This window comes from Bacillus sp. Root920, assembly GCF_001429445.1.
GTDB lineage: Bacteria > Bacillota > Bacilli > Bacillales > Bacillaceae > Bacillus > Bacillus safensis.
Map to the genome: position 1 here is coordinate 410,710 of NZ_LMJV01000001.1, position 16,951 is coordinate 427,660.

The 16,951-nt window shown below is 44.0% G+C and carries 15 protein-coding genes and 1 pseudogene; 15 read left to right on the forward strand and 1 reads right to left on the reverse strand.

Annotation, left to right across the window (positions count from 1 at the left end; translation table 11 throughout):
• Positions 1–7: 7 nt before the first annotated feature.
• From ASE42_RS01740 to cydC, 7 genes are all read left to right on the forward strand, one after another.
• Entirely contained in the window at positions 8–946 is a 939-nt protein-coding gene (locus ASE42_RS01740) for an ABC transporter substrate-binding protein (RefSeq protein WP_041108371.1), read from the forward strand.
• Complete coding sequence (locus ASE42_RS01745; protein ID WP_056765399.1) at positions 943–1,956, forward strand: FecCD family ABC transporter permease; 1,014 nt, start codon at positions 943–945, stop codon at positions 1,954–1,956. Before ASE42_RS01740 ends, ASE42_RS01745 begins: the two co-directional genes overlap by 4 nt.
• Before the next feature lie 7 nt (positions 1,957–1,963).
• A complete protein-coding gene (gene isdG / locus ASE42_RS19405; protein ID WP_414730817.1) occupies positions 1,964–3,079 on the forward strand; it encodes a heme oxygenase in 1,116 nt (371 codons plus the stop codon).
• 323 nt (positions 3,080–3,402) lie between these two features.
• Positions 3,403–4,818, forward strand: a complete 1,416-nt coding sequence (locus ASE42_RS01755) for a cytochrome ubiquinol oxidase subunit I (protein ID WP_024423881.1) — start codon at positions 3,403–3,405, stop codon at positions 4,816–4,818.
• Entirely contained in the window at positions 4,805–5,821 is a 1,017-nt protein-coding gene (cydB, locus tag ASE42_RS01760) for a cytochrome d ubiquinol oxidase subunit II (protein WP_041108365.1), read from the forward strand. Before ASE42_RS01755 ends, cydB begins: the two co-directional genes overlap by 14 nt.
• Positions 5,821–7,557: a thiol reductant ABC exporter subunit CydD gene (gene cydD, locus ASE42_RS01765; RefSeq protein WP_056765402.1), complete on the forward strand. Its 1,737-nt coding sequence runs from the start codon at positions 5,821–5,823 to the stop codon at positions 7,555–7,557. The genes cydB and cydD overlap by 1 nt, the downstream gene beginning before the upstream one ends.
• On the forward strand, positions 7,547–9,280 hold the full coding sequence (gene cydC, locus ASE42_RS01770; protein WP_056765403.1) for a thiol reductant ABC exporter subunit CydC: 1,734 nt from the start codon (positions 7,547–7,549) through the stop codon (positions 9,278–9,280). Before cydD ends, cydC begins: the two co-directional genes overlap by 11 nt.
• A 57-nt stretch (positions 9,281–9,337) precedes the next feature.
• Here cydC and ASE42_RS01775 read toward each other — a convergent pair whose 3' ends face one another.
• A complete protein-coding gene (locus ASE42_RS01775; protein WP_414730818.1) occupies positions 9,338–10,348 on the reverse strand; it encodes a pectate lyase family protein in 1,011 nt (336 codons plus the stop codon).
• Positions 10,349–10,836: 488 nt separating this feature from the next.
• Between ASE42_RS01775 and sigY the strand changes: the two genes are divergently transcribed.
• From sigY to ASE42_RS01810, 8 genes and pseudogenes are all read left to right on the forward strand, one after another.
• A complete protein-coding gene (gene sigY / locus ASE42_RS01780) occupies positions 10,837–11,370 on the forward strand; it encodes an RNA polymerase sigma factor SigY (RefSeq protein WP_056765404.1) in 534 nt (177 codons plus the stop codon).
• Complete coding sequence (locus ASE42_RS01785; protein ID WP_056765405.1) at positions 11,367–11,678, forward strand: YxlC family protein; 312 nt, start codon at positions 11,367–11,369, stop codon at positions 11,676–11,678. The genes sigY and ASE42_RS01785 overlap by 4 nt, the downstream gene beginning before the upstream one ends.
• The gene (locus tag ASE42_RS01790; RefSeq protein WP_041108354.1) at positions 11,675–11,887 is read left to right on the forward strand and encodes a hypothetical protein; all 213 of its coding nucleotides are present in this window, start codon (positions 11,675–11,677) and stop codon (positions 11,885–11,887) included. Before ASE42_RS01785 ends, ASE42_RS01790 begins: the two co-directional genes overlap by 4 nt.
• Positions 11,888–12,198: 311 nt before the next feature.
• Complete coding sequence (gene gdhA, locus ASE42_RS01795; RefSeq protein WP_056765406.1) at positions 12,199–13,569, forward strand: NADP-specific glutamate dehydrogenase; 1,371 nt, start codon at positions 12,199–12,201, stop codon at positions 13,567–13,569.
• 82 nt (positions 13,570–13,651) lie between these two features.
• Positions 13,652–13,765, forward strand: a complete 114-nt coding sequence (locus ASE42_RS19160; RefSeq protein ID WP_226015292.1) for a hypothetical protein — start codon at positions 13,652–13,654, stop codon at positions 13,763–13,765.
• A gap of 125 nt (positions 13,766–13,890) precedes the next feature.
• Positions 13,891–14,361 (forward strand): annotated as a pseudogene (locus ASE42_RS01800) (copper amine oxidase); the annotation flags it as partial.
• A 208-nt stretch (positions 14,362–14,569) separates the two neighbouring features.
• Positions 14,570–16,513, forward strand: coding sequence for a BglG family transcription antiterminator (locus ASE42_RS01805; protein WP_056765417.1), 1,944 nt, complete (start codon positions 14,570–14,572; stop codon positions 16,511–16,513).
• Positions 16,514–16,635: 122 nt separating this feature from the next.
• Positions 16,636–16,941, forward strand: coding sequence for a PTS sugar transporter subunit IIB (locus tag ASE42_RS01810; protein WP_003214824.1), 306 nt, complete (start codon positions 16,636–16,638; stop codon positions 16,939–16,941).
• The last annotated feature ends 10 nt before the right edge of the window (positions 16,942–16,951 follow it).

Consider the following 16,951-nt stretch of genomic DNA (forward strand, 5'->3'; position numbering starts at 1 on the left):
CAGACGGTTGAAATTTTCACATGTGATCTTAGCGGGACTCGTCTTGATGCTTCTCCTCGGGGGATGCAGTCAGGCAGCACTTGTAGAGAAAGGAAGCGGGCAAGGAGCGCTGAAGATAAAGGATTTTACCGGAAGAACGCTGTCGTTTGATGAATCCCCTCAGCGTATCGTCGCCTTGTCGACCGGGGACATGAGTATTCTGTATGCTTTAGGCGGTGAGGCGGTCGGCCGGCCAACTGCCGAGTTACCAGACAGCTTACAAAAGGCAAAGTCCGTACAAACGATTGGCACAACGCATCAATTTGATGTAGAGCTGATCACAAGCTTAAAGCCTGATGTGGTGCTTGGAAATGAACAATTAAACAGCAAGGACATCTCTACAATAGAAGGAATTGGATCACAGCTTCTATTGACAAGCGCCAATTCAGTGAGAGATATCCAGCGTCAAATCTCGTTATTTGGGGATTTGCTCGGAAAGCAGCAAAAGGCTAAAGCACTCAATGATCAAATTGATGAGCGGAAGAAGCAGGTCAAGCAGCCCAAGAAAAAAGTGAAAACACTCGTTGTGTACGGTGCACCCGGCACATATATGGCGGCACTTCCGCAATCCTTAAGCGGAGATTTGCTGCACATCGCTGGGGGTGCAAACATTGCTGAGAATGAACCGGCACTCGAAAAATTTCCTCAATACGCTCAAATCAATGCAGAAAAGGTGATCGAAGCCGATCCTGATCTCATTCTGCTCATGACACACAGCAATCCTGAAGATGTGAAAGCAGGCTTTATGAGTGAAATGAAACAGAATGCAGCATGGCACGATGTATCTGCTGTCAAGAATGGCCGCGTGGAGATTCTGCCTAGTGATTTATTCGGGACGAATCCAGGCGCAGACGTCATAAAGGCGATTGATGAACTAGAGAAGAGATTGAAGCGATTGTCATCATGAAGGTGAATGCAGAGTTAGATTTTCAAAAAAGACAGTCGAGACGAAGATGGCTGATACCGGGACTGCTTCTTTCGCTAGGTGTGGGCATCTGTTTAGGGCTTGCCTTAGGTTCTGTTCAATTATCGCTGCCAGATTTAATCGCTGCTTTGACGGGATCAGGCCAGCCAGTCCATGAAAAAATCGTTATGGATTTACGTCTGCCGCGCGTTCTCATAGGTTTCATCGTCGGGGCCTGTCTCGCAGCATCAGGAGCCATTTTACAAGGAGTCGTCCGAAATCCACTCGCTGACCCCGGGATCATCGGTGTGACCGCCGGCGGCGGGTTAGCCGCTGTACTCAGCATGATTGTGTTTCCGCAATTCACATATCTGCTTCCAGCGGCTGCCTTCCTTGGCGCTTTATTAGCGGCACTTGTTGTGTATATTTTGTCGTTCGATCAAGGGGTTTCACCACTGAAATTGATTCTGGCGGGTGTGGCAGTCAATGCCCTGCTTGGTGCAGTCATGAATGGATTTATGGTGCTTTATAGTGAGCGTGTGCAGGCCGTTCTGCCTTTTTTATCAGGAGGATTAAATGGACGGAGCTGGCATCATCTGAGCTTTGTGTCACCTTATGCGATTGCTGGATTGTGTCTTTGTTTTTTTGCGATCAAGCCGGCAAATCTTCTTTTGCTTGGTGATGAGTCAGCGCAGCTGTTCGGCCTTAGAGTCGAGCGAACCCGATTTTTCTTAATTGCACTGGCAGCGCTTTTGGCGGGTGCAGCTGTAAGCGTGAGCGGTTTAATTGGATTTGTCGGTCTTGTCGTTCCTCATTTTATCCGCCTTTTAATTGGAGATGACTACCGGTACCTGCTGCCGATCTCAATGCTTGGCGGCGGCGTACTTGTGGTCTTTGCTGATACAGCAGCACGGGTATGGTTTACACCGGTTGAACTGCCTGTTGGTATTCTGCTGGCCTGTATCGGTGCACCTTTCTTCCTCTATTTATTAAAAAAGAAAGGGAGGGGTTAAGTTGGATGTGATTGCGATGGATGACGTGAGTCTGAGTCAAGGAGGCTTTCGGCTGTCGTCTATTTCAGCAGCTGTGCCTAAAGGAAGTGTAACAGGCATTATTGGACCAAATGGGTCAGGGAAGTCGACGTTTATTAAAGCGGCCGCACGTCTTACGTCGATTGAAAGCGGCATGATTTATATTCACGATATCCCGCAAAAAGAAATGACAGCACAGGAGATTGCACAGGAAATCGCCGTTTTGATGCAGACGAGAACAGCCATCCCATCGATGACAGTACGTGAGCTGGTTGCCCTTGGACGCAGTCCGCATCGTTCGATCTGGAAAAAGAGCTCGAAGACAGATCAGGAAGCGATAGAGTGGGCGCTTGAAGTGACAAATAGCCGAGTGAATGAAAACAGGATGCTGCATACATTGTCAGGCGGAGAAAGGCAGAAGGCGTATATTGCCATGGCACTGGCTCAGAAGACAGAGACGATTATTCTGGATGAGCCTACCACTTACTTAGATATTGCGCACCAGCTTGATTTACTGGAGCTGCTCAAACAGCTGAATGAAACACATGGGATCACCATTTTAATGGTTCTTCATGACCTGCAGCAGGCAGCAAAATATTGTGACCGCCTGATTGCGATGAAGCGTGGTCAGGTTTACCAAATAGGGACACCAAAGGAAGTATTAACAGAAAACTTTTTCAAAGAGGTGTTTGGGATTCAGGCAGAGGTTCACCTAGATGGAGAGCATCCGCTCATTATCCCAATCGCTTCGATCCAACAACAAAAGGGAGATGAACCAAACATGATCATTGTAAACAACCAGGTTAGAGTAGAAAAAGGCAGTGCAGACCACCTCGTCAAGCGTTTTAACAAGCAGGGACAAGTAGAATTCATGGAAGGATTTTTAGGCATGGAAGTCTGGGTCACACAGCAGACAACCGATTACGATGAAGTGACCATTCATACCCGCTGGAATCGAAAAGAAGACTTTGTGAACTGGACAAAATCTCAGGCATTTGGTGATGCACACGCTCATGGAAAAGCGAAACCTGAAGGCCTATTAAAAAACAAAATTACGTACTATGAAGTCCAAGTCACAAGACCTGCTTTACAGAAAAAAGCTTAAAATAGAAACACAGCGCTGCGGCCCACGTGCAGCGCTATTTTTTTTGCGGTTGTTTATTTTCCGTCACATATTCTTGACAAAGTATTCAAACAACTGACACAATACCATCCAATTTTTAGGTAAAATTTACTTTATTTTTGAAGCGTATGGGTGTAAAGTACAGGTATAAATAACTAACCGAATGAAAATCAAGAGTAAAATTTCACCGAGTGAACCATTTCAAATGGACTTTTATTTGTGAAACATTGAACAAATAGTGAATATTTTGTGAAATGGTGAGCATGAATCGTTCGGCATGTGAAAGTAAGGGAGGATGTAAGGCTGTGAGTGAGCTGTTTTTAGCAAGATTTCAATTTGCTTCAACGACATTATTTCATTTTATTTTTGTTCCTATGTCAATAGGTTTGGTGTTTATCGTCGCATTGATGCAGACCCTTTATGTCGTCAAGAAAAAAGACATCTATAAAAAGATGGCGAAGTTTTGGGGTCACCTGTTCTTACTTAACTTTGCAGTAGGTGTGGTAACAGGGATTCTGCAGGAATTCCAGTTTGGGATGAACTGGTCAGATTATTCAAGGTTTGTCGGTGATGTCTTTGGTGCACCGCTTGCCATTGAAGCACTTTTGGCCTTTTTCCTTGAATCTACATTTATTGGACTTTGGATATTCGGCTGGGATCGTCTGCCGAAGAAGATTCATTTATTGTGCATTTGGCTTGTTTCTCTTGGTACGATCTTTTCGGCGTTTTGGATTTTACTCGCTAACTCATTTATGCAGGAGCCAGTTGGATTTGCCATTAAAAATGGCCGTGCAGAAATGAATGATTTTGGCGCTCTTGTGACGAACCCGCAGCTTTGGGTTGAGTTCCCGCACGTTCTATTTGGTGCACTGGCAACAGGAGCTTTCTTTATTGCAGGAGTTAGTGCCTATAAAATGATCAAAAAACAAGAAATCGCCTTTTTCAAAAAATCATTCCAGATTGCGATGGTCCTTGCTTTAATTTCTGGTTTAGGTGTGGCGTTCTCTGGACATGATCAAGCGAAGCACTTAATGAAATCACAGCCAATGAAGATGGCAGCAAGTGAAGCCCTTTGGAAGGATAGTGGAGATCCAGCGGCTTGGACACTATTTGCCAACATTGACACAGATAAAAAAGAAAACTCTGCGGAGATCAATATTCCGTTTGCCTTAAGTTATTTGGCATATTCGAAGTTCAGTGGAGATGTTCCAGGTATGCTGACACTTCAAAAAGAATATGAAGCCAAGTTTGGTCCCGGAGACTACATTCCGCCAGTGAAAACAACATTCTGGAGCTTTAGAATCATGGTCGGTGCCGGCATGCTGATGATTTTTGCTAGTATGATTGGCTTGTATTTAAGCTTTAGAAAGAAACTCGAAACAAACAAATGGTTTTTACGCTTCATGGTAGGGATGATTGCGTTCCCGTTTATTGCGAATTCAGCCGGCTGGATCATGACTGAGATCGGGCGTCAGCCGTGGACCGTCTTTGGTATGATGACGACAGCTCAATCGATTTCACCGAACGTATCGTATGGCATGCTGTTATTCTCAGTCATTAGCTTTACGGCGATGTATCTGATTCTTGCCATTTTGCTTGCCTACTTATTCATTCGAGAAATTAAAAAAGGTGCACATTCTGAAGAGGATACAGATCAAAAGGATGAAACGGACCTGTCTACAGATCCATTTGATGGAGGCGCATATCATGGCATATCTTAACGAGATTTGGTTTATTCTTGTCGCAGTATTATTTGTTGGATTTTTCTTCTTAGAAGGATTTGATTTTGGTGTCGGGATGTCCATGCAGCTGCTTGGAAAGGACGCGCACGAGCGCCGCATTTTAATCAATACGATTGGTCCTTTCTGGGATGCGAATGAGGTCTGGCTAATTACTGCCGGCGGCGCTATTTTCGCTGCATTTCCTCACTGGTATGCCACGATGTTCAGCGGATACTATATTCCGTTTGCGGTTCTCCTCTTAGCGCTCATTGGGCGCGGCGTCGCCTTTGAATTCCGAGGGAAGGTTGAGAAAGCCTCTTGGATTAAAGCGTGGGACTGGGTGATCTTCTTTGGCAGTCTGCTTCCGCCGTTTTTGCTCGGTGTGTTATTCACGAGTATTTTACGCGGGATGCCAATTGATCAAGACATGAACATGTACGCTGGATTTACGGACTTTGTTAATCTTTACTCAGTGATCGGCGGGTTAGCTGTGACGGTTCTTTGTCTGCTGCATGGCTTGATTTTCGTCACACTTCGTACAGAGGGTGACTTAAGAGACCGTGCAAGAAAACTAGGCCAGCGTGTCCTGCTCATTGCACTCCCTGTTCTTGTTATATTTGTCGGTGTGTCCATCATTGAAACAGATATTTATACTGTACGCCCGATCATCACCATTCCATTAACTGTGCTGATTGTGGTTTGTTATGTAGCTGCCCTTGTTTTGATGAGAAAAGAACGTGATGGCTGGACATTCTTATTCACAGGCGCAGGCATCATGGTGACGGTGTCTATGCTGTTCACTGCATTGTTCCCACGCGTCATGATTAGTTCAATCAGTCATTCATTTGATCTCACAATTCAAAACGCTGCCTCTGGATCTTATTCACTGACGGTCATGACGATTGTTGCTGTTTCTTTGCTGCCCTTTGTGCTTGGGTATCAAATTTGGAGCTATTACGTCTTCCGTAAACGTGTAAGCGGCAAGGAGCCAATGACCTACTAATGGATAAACGTTTGCTTCAATTAAAAGGAATGAGAGGGCTTCTTGCCCTCTTAGGTATTGTGTCACTCATCCAAGGAGCAAGTATTATTTTCCAAGCACAGTGGCTGGCACATGCCATTACAACGCTGTTTGACGGGAAAAGCCTCTCGCAGGCAACGCCTTATGTCATGCTGTTTCTTGCTGCCTTTGTTTTGCGGCACGGTCTCACCTTGATTCGGGAGAAGGTCATGTTTACCTACTCTTCCCGAATTGGAGCAGACGTCAGAAAGCAGCTGCTAGACCAACTCTTTCGATTAGGGCCTGCCTTCGCAAAGAAAAAAGGGACAGGAAAGCTTGTCACATTAGCAATGGAAGGAATTGCTCAATACCGTCAGTATTTACAGCTGTTTTTGCCGAAAATGGTGAACATGGCAGTGATTCCGGCGATGGTCCTTATCTATGTGTGGACATTAGATGAAACATCAGCCGTCATTTTAATTGTGACGCTGCCAATTTTAATTATTTTTATGATTTTGCTAGGCCTTGTTGCTCAGCGTAAAGCGGCCAAACAATGGAGATCGTATGAGAAATTATCCAATCATTTTACTGACTCTCTCCGCGGCCTTGAGACGCTTCGTTACTTAGGTATCAGCAAAAAACACTCCCGTCATATTGCGGAGGTGTCAAAGCGATATCGAAAAGCGACCATGAGCACACTGAAGGTTGCCTTTCTGTCATCGTTTGCCCTCGATTTCTTTTCCATGCTATCGATTGCAACCGTCGCTGTTTTTCTTGGCTTGCGATTAATTGAAGGAGAGCTTCTGTTATTGCCGGCTTTGACGGCGCTTATGCTGGCGCCGGAGTATTTCCTGCCGGTACGTGAAGTGGGAAATGATTATCATGCGACGTTAAATGGAAAAGAAGCGAATGAAGCCATGCAGGTCATTTTAGAAGAAAAGGGCTTTCGTACGCAGGAGACACAATCTGTGCAGCTGAATAAGTGGGATGAACAATCCGTACTCACGCTGCAGGATGTTTGTGTCCAGCATGATGAACATGCCCCTTATTCCATTCAGGATGTGGATCTCACTGTCAAAGGGAAGAAAAAAATCGGCATCATTGGTGCCAGTGGTTCAGGGAAATCGACATTAACCGATGTCCTCGGCGGTTTTGTTGAACCGTCTTCAGGTCAAATTACGCTAAACGGCCAGCCGCTTGTTCATTTACAGATGAACGAATGGCAAAAGGAAGTTGTCTATATGCCGCAGCATCCCTATTTATTTCACATGACATTAAAAGAAAACATTCGTTTTTATGAACCGAATGCAACAGACGAAGAAGTGGAAAGAGCTGTACATGAGGCTGGCTTATCTCAGCTGGTTACGCAGCTGCCAAATGGCTTGGATGAGGTCATTGGAGAACAGGGAAGAGAGCTAAGCGGAGGACAGGCGCAAAGAATTGCGCTTGCTCGAACTGTGCTGGGCCAGCGGTCCATTATGCTGTTAGATGAACCAACGGCGCATCTCGATATTGAAACAGAGTATGAACTGAAGAAAACAATGCTTCCACTGTTTGAACATAAACTTGTGTTCTTAGCGACACACAGGCTCCATTGGATGCCGGACATGGATGAAATCATTGTCATGGATCAAGGAACCGTCGCAGAAATGGGGACACATGAATCATTAATGCAAAGAAAAGGTGTGTATTATCAATTGGTACAGGAGCAAATGGGGGCGGTCACACATGGTCAGTAAAGGCTGGTTTATACCTTATATCAAGGAGAATCAAAAGCTGTTTGCCTTGGTTTTATTTTTAGGAGCCATTGCGGTATTCTCTGCTTCTATGCTGATGTACACGTCGGGATTTCTCATTTCAAAAGCTGCCACAAGACCTGAGAATATACTCATGGTCTACGTCCCAATTGTGGCTGTACGTACCTTTGGTATTTCGCGCTCTGCTGCCCGCTACGCAGAAAGGCTGGCAAGCCATCAGCTCATTTTGACAATGATTGAAAAAATGCGTGTACGCCTCTATGACATGGCTGAACGAAGTGCCAAACAGACAAAGCTTGGGACAGGTGAAATGCTTGGTCTCTTGTCAGATGATGTGGAGAGACTGCAGGACGCCTATTTAAAAACCATCTTTCCATCCATCGGTGCACTGCTTTTATATGCCGCATCCATTGGAGCACTTGGCCTTTTCTCATGGCCTTTTGCTGGACTGATGCTGCTTTATATGGCACTTCTCGTATTCGTTTTCCCATACGTCACAGTGCTTGTGAACCGGGCAAGACAAATTCAAATGAAAAAAGGCAGAAATGAACTGTACAGCCATTTAACAGATGCGGTCATGGGCGTTAGTGACTGGCTGTTCAGCGGCAGGCAGAAAGATTTTGTTGATAGTTATGAACAGAAAGAAGCACAGCTGTTAGCGCTTGAAGCAGCGAAACACCGATTTATCCGCGTGCGTCAATTTTTTGCACAGCTCTTGATTGGAGGAGCTGTCGTGCTTGTTGTGTATTGGAGCGGCTCCGTCGTTCAGTCAGGATCCATGTCACACACACTGATTGCAGCCTTTGTACTTGTGCTGTTTCCTTTAACAGAAGCTTTTCTTCCACTGTCAGATGCGGCAGGCGATATTCCCGTCTATCAGCATGCTGTCAGCAGATTACATCATTATGAAAAGCAGTCATATGAAGGAGAAACTGAAAGCGAGGCAGTGGATCAGTCAGCCATTTCTCAAGATGAAGCTGTCTGTTTTGATCAAGTGTCCTTTCGATATGACACGCATCAATATGTCCTTCAAGACCTGTCATTTTCTCTGAAGCAAGGGGAATCACTCGCGCTTTTAGGAAAAAGCGGTGCAGGAAAATCAACCATTTTGAAATTGTTAGAAGGGGCAGTTGTTCCAAATCAAGGGGCTGTCAGCATTCAAGGAAAACCGGTTCAAAGCATTCAAGAGAAGGTGTCTGCCTATGTATCTGTGCTCAATCAACAGCCATATTTATTCGATACGTCTGTTTTAAACAATATTCGTTTAGGATCTCCAGAGGCAACAGAAGAGCAGGTAAAAGAAGCAGCTAGACAAGTGCAGCTGCATGATGACGTCGAGTCTTTGCCAGAAGGGTATCACACAGGTGTTCAGGAGACAGGGGTTCGATTTTCAGGTGGAGAAAGACAGCGTATGGCGTTAGCTCGGATTTTGCTGCAGGACACGCCGGTTGTTGTATTAGATGAACCGACCGTCGGGCTTGATCCGCGGGCAGAGCGTGAATTGCTTGAAACCATTTTCCGTGTGTTAAAAGGGAAAACAGTTATTTGGATTACCCATCACCTGACTGGCTGTGAGGCATGTGACCGCATCATGTTTATTGAAGACGGGCGCATTGAGATGCAGGGGCAGCATCAGGATTTACTAAAAGAAAACAAGCGTTATCAAAAGTTGTATGAAATGGATCGTCCATTTTCTACAATATAAATGAATGAAATGACAAGAACGTTCGGACAGGAAATCTCTGCCCGAACGTTTTGTGGTTTAAGGGTTTACTTTCCCAACACCTGCATTTGATATCACTTCTGATTTCACATTGTTCACGTTAAGCAAAGAGTAGTTATAAGGAGGGTTATACGTACCTGTTGAAGACGTTGGCAGACTGCCTGTGCTGTTAATATACGAGTTGTTGATGACATGCCATGTCCCAACTTGACTGCTGTCCCAGCTTCCGATCGCATTTTTGGTGTTTTCAAATACGTTGTGTTCAATTCTCATCTTCGCGCCCATACGCGAGTTAATCGCTGTTGTGAGGATGTCTTTGTAATAGTTGTTATAGACATGTCCTTCCCCGAAGCGCATAGACGGTACACGAGAGTTTAGGTTTTCAAAGCGGTTGTTATGGAACGTAATTTTTCGATTGTAGTTATCGTTATCGGAGCTGCCCATGAGCATTGTTTTCCAGCTGTCATGTACATAGTTCCACGAGAAGGTAATGTAGTCAGAGTCATTTTTTACATCAAATAAACCATCGTAGTCATCCTTCCCAGAATTCAATGTGTTGTACAATTCATTATGATCAACCCATATGTTTTTAGCGCCGCCTTCAATCCCGATGGCATCTTTGTCACCAATTTTGCTGTGGTGGATTTTCAAGTTGCGGATGATGATGTTATTGGCACGCCATACTTTAATGCCAATCCCATTCAATTCGCCGTTCGTCCCTTTACCGACGATCGAGACATTATTTGTATCTTTCACATCGATTTTATTGGCTGATGTATTAGAAGGGGTAATGGTCCCGTCTACAACAATTTTTAATTTTTCGTTTGTTCCTTTATTTTTGAGGGCAGCCAATAGTTCATTTCCAGTTTTGACTGTGACGGTTTTACCGCCTTCACCGCCTGTTGTGCCGCCATTTAATGTGGAGAAGCCTTGTTGATTAAAGTTGGCCATAATAGAAGGGCTTTCTGGATATTTGGCTGCTGCCTTTGCCTCCCCGTTTGGTGCAAATAATGAAGTGACGAGACCAACAGCTAATACACCGGCTAACATTGGAACTTTTCTCTTCAAAGTCAACATCTCCATTCTAATTTGTTTTAATGAAAACGTTTCCAAAATAAGCTGTGATTCAACCACTCCTCCTTCCTTCACAAGCATCGCTTCATTCGGAATGTAGGATGAGCATAGCATGCAAAAAGGTATCATCGGCTAAGGATAGGCGCAGTGTATTCCATGATTTTCTAGGAAGCTAAGCCAATGATTATTTCATTTTCATCTTCATGAGATAAGGACCATTGTCGATAGGTATGAGGATGACATCTTGATTATGGAGAGGAGGCTCTCCGTTTCGTAGAAAATCAAGATGATTATAAACGCATCATTTTGTTAGAGAAGAAGGAATGCCATAATCATTACATAAGGAAAAATTGGATATAAAACGAGAATCATAGAAGATATGCTAAAAAATAAGGTCTATTTTAAACGATATTGTCATCCGTGTCGTCTCATGAGTAAGAGAAGAAAAGGAAGGAGGGGCGTGCTTGGAGCAGACAGAAGAGATATTATTGATTCAGCGGGCAAAACAGGGGGATGATGCCGCGTTTACAGCCCTTTATCGGCATCATTATTCCTTTGTTTACCGATATATGTTGAAGCTCACCCTTCAACAAGAGCTGGCAGAGGAAATCATGCAAGAAACGATGCTGAAAGCGTATATGAAACTTTCTTCATTTAGAGGAGATGCCTTATTTTCAACCTGGCTCATTTCGATTGCATCTAGGCAATTTTTAGATCACCAGAAGAAAAGAAAACGTGAACAAATGAGAGAAGGAAAAGCGAATCAGGAGGCTATACGCCGCTTTAAATGGGACGTTCAGCAAAAGGGGAACACATGGCATGACATGTGGGATGCTTTAAATGAATTAAAGGCTCAGGAGAGAGCACCGATTATTCTGCACTATTATTATGGCTTTACCTATCCAGAAATGGCTTCAATGCTCGGAATGAGAGAAGGCACTGTGAAATCGAGGGTTCATCATGGATTAAAGAAAATTCGAAAGGAGTGGGATTTATGAAGGAAGATCGTTTGACCGAACGTTTAAAAGAAGAGCTTAAGCAGCTAGACGAACAAATTGAAGTGGAAAAGCCAAGTGAGCAGGCTGTCATGGTGATGCTGAAACAGGCGAAGGAACAAGAGAAAAGGCGTTTTAAACAAGAAGTGCTGGCATACGTTTTGATCAGTTTGACTATTCTAGCACTCTTTGTAGCTGCCATTACCCATTTGCCTATCATCTTCATACTTCTCCAAATAGTGAGCGTCCCCATCTGCTTTGTTGTTGGCTACAAGGAATATCAACATATCAAAGGAGGGTCTTCCTTATGAGTCAGTCGGAAATGATCATCTTATTGTGCGTCTTGCCGTTATTGTTTGCACAGGGCTTTCTTTTATTTATGGATGCAAAGAAAAGAGGGCGTTACAAGTGGTTTTGGGGCATTGTCGGTCTCATTAACTTTCCATCGTCTTCTATTTTATATTGGCTTTGTGTCGTGTTACCTGATCGAAAAAGAGGCGGGAAGCCCCGAAAAGATTGAGTGCATCCGATCAAACTTTTGACCCTTTTTTCAATGGAAAACCAGCTAGAAATTCATCATGATTCATGTATTTGTCAAAGAAAACGGGACGAGAAACATCCGCTTGTTCGTTTCTAGCACATTAGTCATTCCTTGAGCGCTTATTTTTAAAGACAATCGCTGCGGCTGCTTGATCTATCTCAATTCGGCATCATTTTCATCTGTTATCAATATTGATCAGATTTTACAATTGGTGTTAAATTAGTCTCAATATGCGTTAGAAAATCTAACAATTAAATGTGTGAAGATATCTACAAGGAGGCAGATGCGACATGTTGACCTTAGATCGAGCAGCACAAACAGCACAAAGCTACATCCACCGTGTGTTAGAAGAGGTGGAAAAACGAAATCCCGGCGAGGAGGAGTTCCAGCAAGCCGTAAAAGAAATTCTGGAATCACTCGTCCCAGTTTTTGCAAAGCATCCAGAGTATGAAAAACAAGGCATTTTAGAACGGCTCATTGAGCCTGAGCGGCTTGTGGTATTTCGAGTGCCATGGGTAGACGATGAGGGCAAAGTACAAGTCAATCGAGGGTTTAGGGTTCAATTCAATAGTGCCATCGGTCCTTATAAAGGAGGCATTCGTTTCCATCCAACCGTCAATGCAAGCATTATCAAGTTTTTAGGGTTTGAACAAATCTTTAAAAACGCACTGACTGGTATGCCGATTGGCGGAGGGAAAGGCGGATCGGATTTTGATCCTAAAGGGAAGTCTGATGGAGAAATCATGCGTTTCGTTCAAAGCTTTATGAGTGAACTCGGCCGATATATTGGACCTGATCAAGATGTGCCAGCAGGTGATATTGGTGTAGGAGCACGCGAAATTGGCTATATGTTCGGACAGTACAAGAAAATGCGCGGTGCTTATGAAGCGGGTGTACTCACGGGGAAAAGCCCTGGATTCGGAGGCAGCTTAGCGAGAAAAGAGGCGACAGGCTACGGACTGGTGTACTTCATGGAGGAAATGCTGAAAGCACATGGGCTCCAATTTGAAGGACGTTCTGTTGTTGTGTCGGGCTCAGGAAATGTGTCTATTTATGCAATGGAAAAGGTAATCGAATTAGGCGGTAAGGTTGTGGCTTGCAGTGATTCAAGCGGAGCGATTTATGATCCTCAAGGAATTTCACTTGAGACCATCAAGCAGCTCAAGGAAGTCGAGATTCAGCGGATTGGGGCATACATAGACATTCACCCGCATGCTGAATTAATTGAAGATTGCGAACAAATTTGGTCCGTTCCTTGTGATATTGCGCTGCCATGTGCAACACAAAATGAAATATCAGAGGCGCATGCACAGCAGCTTGTGGCAAATGGTGTCATCGCTGTAGGAGAAGGAGCCAATATGCCGTCCACTCTTAAGGCGGTCAAAGTATTTGAAAAGAATCGTATTTTGTTTGCGCCGGCAAAAGCGGCGAATGCTGGCGGAGTAGGTGTCTCAGCATTGGAAATGGCACAAAACAGTGCAAGAATATCTTGGACATTTGAAGAAGTAGATGCTCAGCTGAAACAAATGATGCAGTCTATTTATCGTCAGTGTACAGAGACAGCAGACGAATATGGACACTCAGGAAACATCATGGTTGGAGCAAATATTGCAGGATTTCGTAAGGTGGCAGATGCCATGATCGCACAAGGCGTGATTTAACTCCTGCTCTCCCGCACCTGTTTATTTCATGACAAGATGGGGAATCGTCCTTTAAGAATGACAATAAGGAGGCGCGGGAGAAATGAAAAAATGGCTGAAACAAATTGTCAAATGGGCACCTGTGATTTATCCATTGGTGAGAAAAATATATAAAGAGCGAAAAGAATCTAAACGTCGTAACGTATCAGCCGGATAATCCGGCTTTTTTTATGCAAACATACAGAGCCTGTGTTGTAAGAAAAAAATAATAGAATCGAATGATCTATTTTCTCCCTCTCTCCGTTAAGTACATAACAAACGGAAAGAGGAGGAAATAAAAAGATGAACATGAAGAAAGCAATGTTAACCATTCCACTGAGCGCAGCATTATTATTCCCAGCGGCTCATATCGCAAGTGCACACGAAGGACATATGTATGGGGAGGCGAAGAAGACGTCTTCGTCACAAGAAGTGTCAAATAAAGCCACAGATCTTCGAGCAGCACTAGATCAGCTGTTTTCAGAGCATGCCTATTTAGCAGTGGTCACGATGCAAAAAGGAATTGACGGCAGTAAAGACTTCAATCAAGCAGCGGCGGCTTTAAATGAAAACACGAATGACTTATCAGATGCAATTGCCTCTGTGTATGGAAAAAAAGCAGGCAAACAATTCAAGGACATTTGGTCAAGTCATATCGGCTACTTTGTTGACTATGTACAAGCTACAGCGAAAAAAGACGATGCAGGTAAAAAGAAAGCGATAAAGAAGCTTGATCAATATCGAATGAAACAAGCCGATATGCTCGATCAAGCCTTTTTTTCGTGGTTTTCGCAAGTATCTTCAAAAAGATTCGTAGGACATTAGATGTGGTTAGTTGTATAAATAGGGGCATTTGTCATATATATGAGTTGGCAATTTTTATTTCTTTTCAGTAGAATATGAGTAATGAAGAGAACTGCAAGCGTATACAACCTGTCCAGACAAGGCAGATTCTCCACCCCTACATAAGGAGGCCGATCTGATGCTGAATAAAAGACTGGCGCACATCTTAAGTCAGCTCATGGCAGCTGAGACCCCGCTCACAAGCGCTGCACTTTCTGCCAATTTACAAGTGACAAGCCGCACCATTCGTACAGACATAAAAGAACTGAACGACCGTCTTGCCCCTTATCGAGCGGCAGTAACAGCTGTTAGAGGAGCTGGTTATGAGCTGCTGATCAACGATGAGAATGCCTTTCGCCGTTTTATGAAGGAGGAGGTCGAGCAGGAAGAGCCGCTTGCTGTGCTGCCAGAGGAGCGTGTTCGGTTTATTTTAAAAAGGCTTCTTTTGGCAGAATCCTATGTGAAGCTGGAGGATTTACAGGAGCAGCTGTTTATTAGTAAATCAACGATGAGCAACGATGTGAAATCGGTCAAACGTAAGCTGGAGCCCTTTGATCTGAAGCTGGAAGCGAAGCCGAGCAAAGGCTGCCGAATCAAGGGATCAGAGATGAAAATCCGTTATTGTATGTCAGAATATTTATTCAATGAACGTCGTTCTTATCAAACGATGCTGAACACAGCTGTTACCATTTTGCCAAAGCATGAACTCGAATTGATCCAGAAAACAATGATCAATTATATCAATGAGGAAGGTATGAATCTATCAGACATTTGCATGAATAATTTAATCGTTCATGTCGCCATTGCCTGCAAACGAATTAGACACGGAAACTATGTATCTGTTCTTCCAGAGGAAATCAGCGAAATTCCCCGGGCAAAGGAATATAAGGTCGCTAAAAAAATGGTGGAGCGTCTTGAAGGGCTGCTGGATGTCTCATTTCCACAAGAGGAAATCGTCTATATCACCATTCATTTGCTAGGAACAGCCAAAATGGTACAGTCCTTTTCCTCGAGCGGCCAAAAACAAATTGTAGATGATGACACGAGCCGGCTTGTACAGCTCATCCTGAAGGCTATTGATCAAAAACTGCAGCTTGATTTAGCAGGTGATACGGAACTAATGATTGGACTCAGTCTGCACTTAAAGCCTGCCATCAACCGATGTAAATATGGAATGAACTTAAGAAATCCGATGCTTGATGAAATAAAAGCGGGGTATCCCCTTGCATTTGAAGCGGGGATTATCGCCAGCAGGGTCCTTGAAGAAGAGGAGGGGCTGAGTATTCATGAGAATGAAATCGGATATATGGCGCTTCATTTTGGTGCGGCATTAGAGCGGAGGAAAATGGAGATCCCGCCGAAGCGGTGTCTCATTGTCTGTGCGTCTGGTGCAGGGAGTGCAAGGCTGCTGCAGGATCGTTTGCGGTCACAATTTGGGTCAAAGCTGACCATTTTAGGAACAGCAGAGCTGTATTCGCTTCCGCATGTCTCTTTGCATGCCTTGGATTTGATTATTACAACGATCCCAATTCATATGGATTTACCGGTTCCAGTCATTCAAGTGAACACCATTTTGGGAGGCGGTGATTTTTTAAAAATTGAAGAAGCCCTGACGAGTGAAACAAGGGTGACATTGGCCTCTCAATATATGAAAAAGGAATTGGTTTTTACAAAACGCGCCTTTCAAACAAAGGAAGAGATCATCACCTTTTTAACACAAAAAGTCATCGATATGGGCTTAGCGCCAGCTGAGATCACACCATCTGTCATGGAAAGAGAAGAGGCTGCGCCTACCTCTTTCGGACATTATACAGCGATTCCGCACCCGATGACGCCGCTGACAGATGAGACGTTTTGGGCGATATGTACATTAGAAAAACCAATCATTTGGGGAGAGAAAAAGGTTCAATTTGTCTGCCTGCTTTGTGTCGAAAAAGAGAATGCCAAAGATTTAAAAGGCATGTACCGCCTGCTGGGGGAGCTTGTGCATAATGTGAAATTCATTCAGCACCTGATCGCCTGTGATACATTTGAAGACATGCTTGATATCATGTATAAAAAGGCTCCTTCGTACAAGAACTAACTGTGTGATATTAACTTTTTCCGCTTCCTAAAGGAAAAAGTATGGGTGTTTATGAAAGCGGTTTCATAATATGATGAATGTGTAAAGAATAGCTTCACACTTTGAAAAGGGGGCGTTTACACATGAACATCTTATTGGTTTGCGCAGCAGGTATGTCTACCAGCTTACTTGTCACAAAAATGGAGAAAAGCGCACAAGAACAAGGAAAAGATTATCGTATTTGGGCAGTATCTGGAGATTCTGCGAAAAATCATATTGATCAAGCCGATGTGCTTTTATTAGGACCTCAGGTTCGATATTTATTACCGCAAATGAAAAAGCTCGGAGAAGAAAAAGGAATCCCAGTAGACGTGATTAATACTGTGCATTATGGCGTATGTAATGGCGCTGAGGTTTTAAAATCTGCTGAACAGTTAGTGAACGGATAAAGGGGGCGGA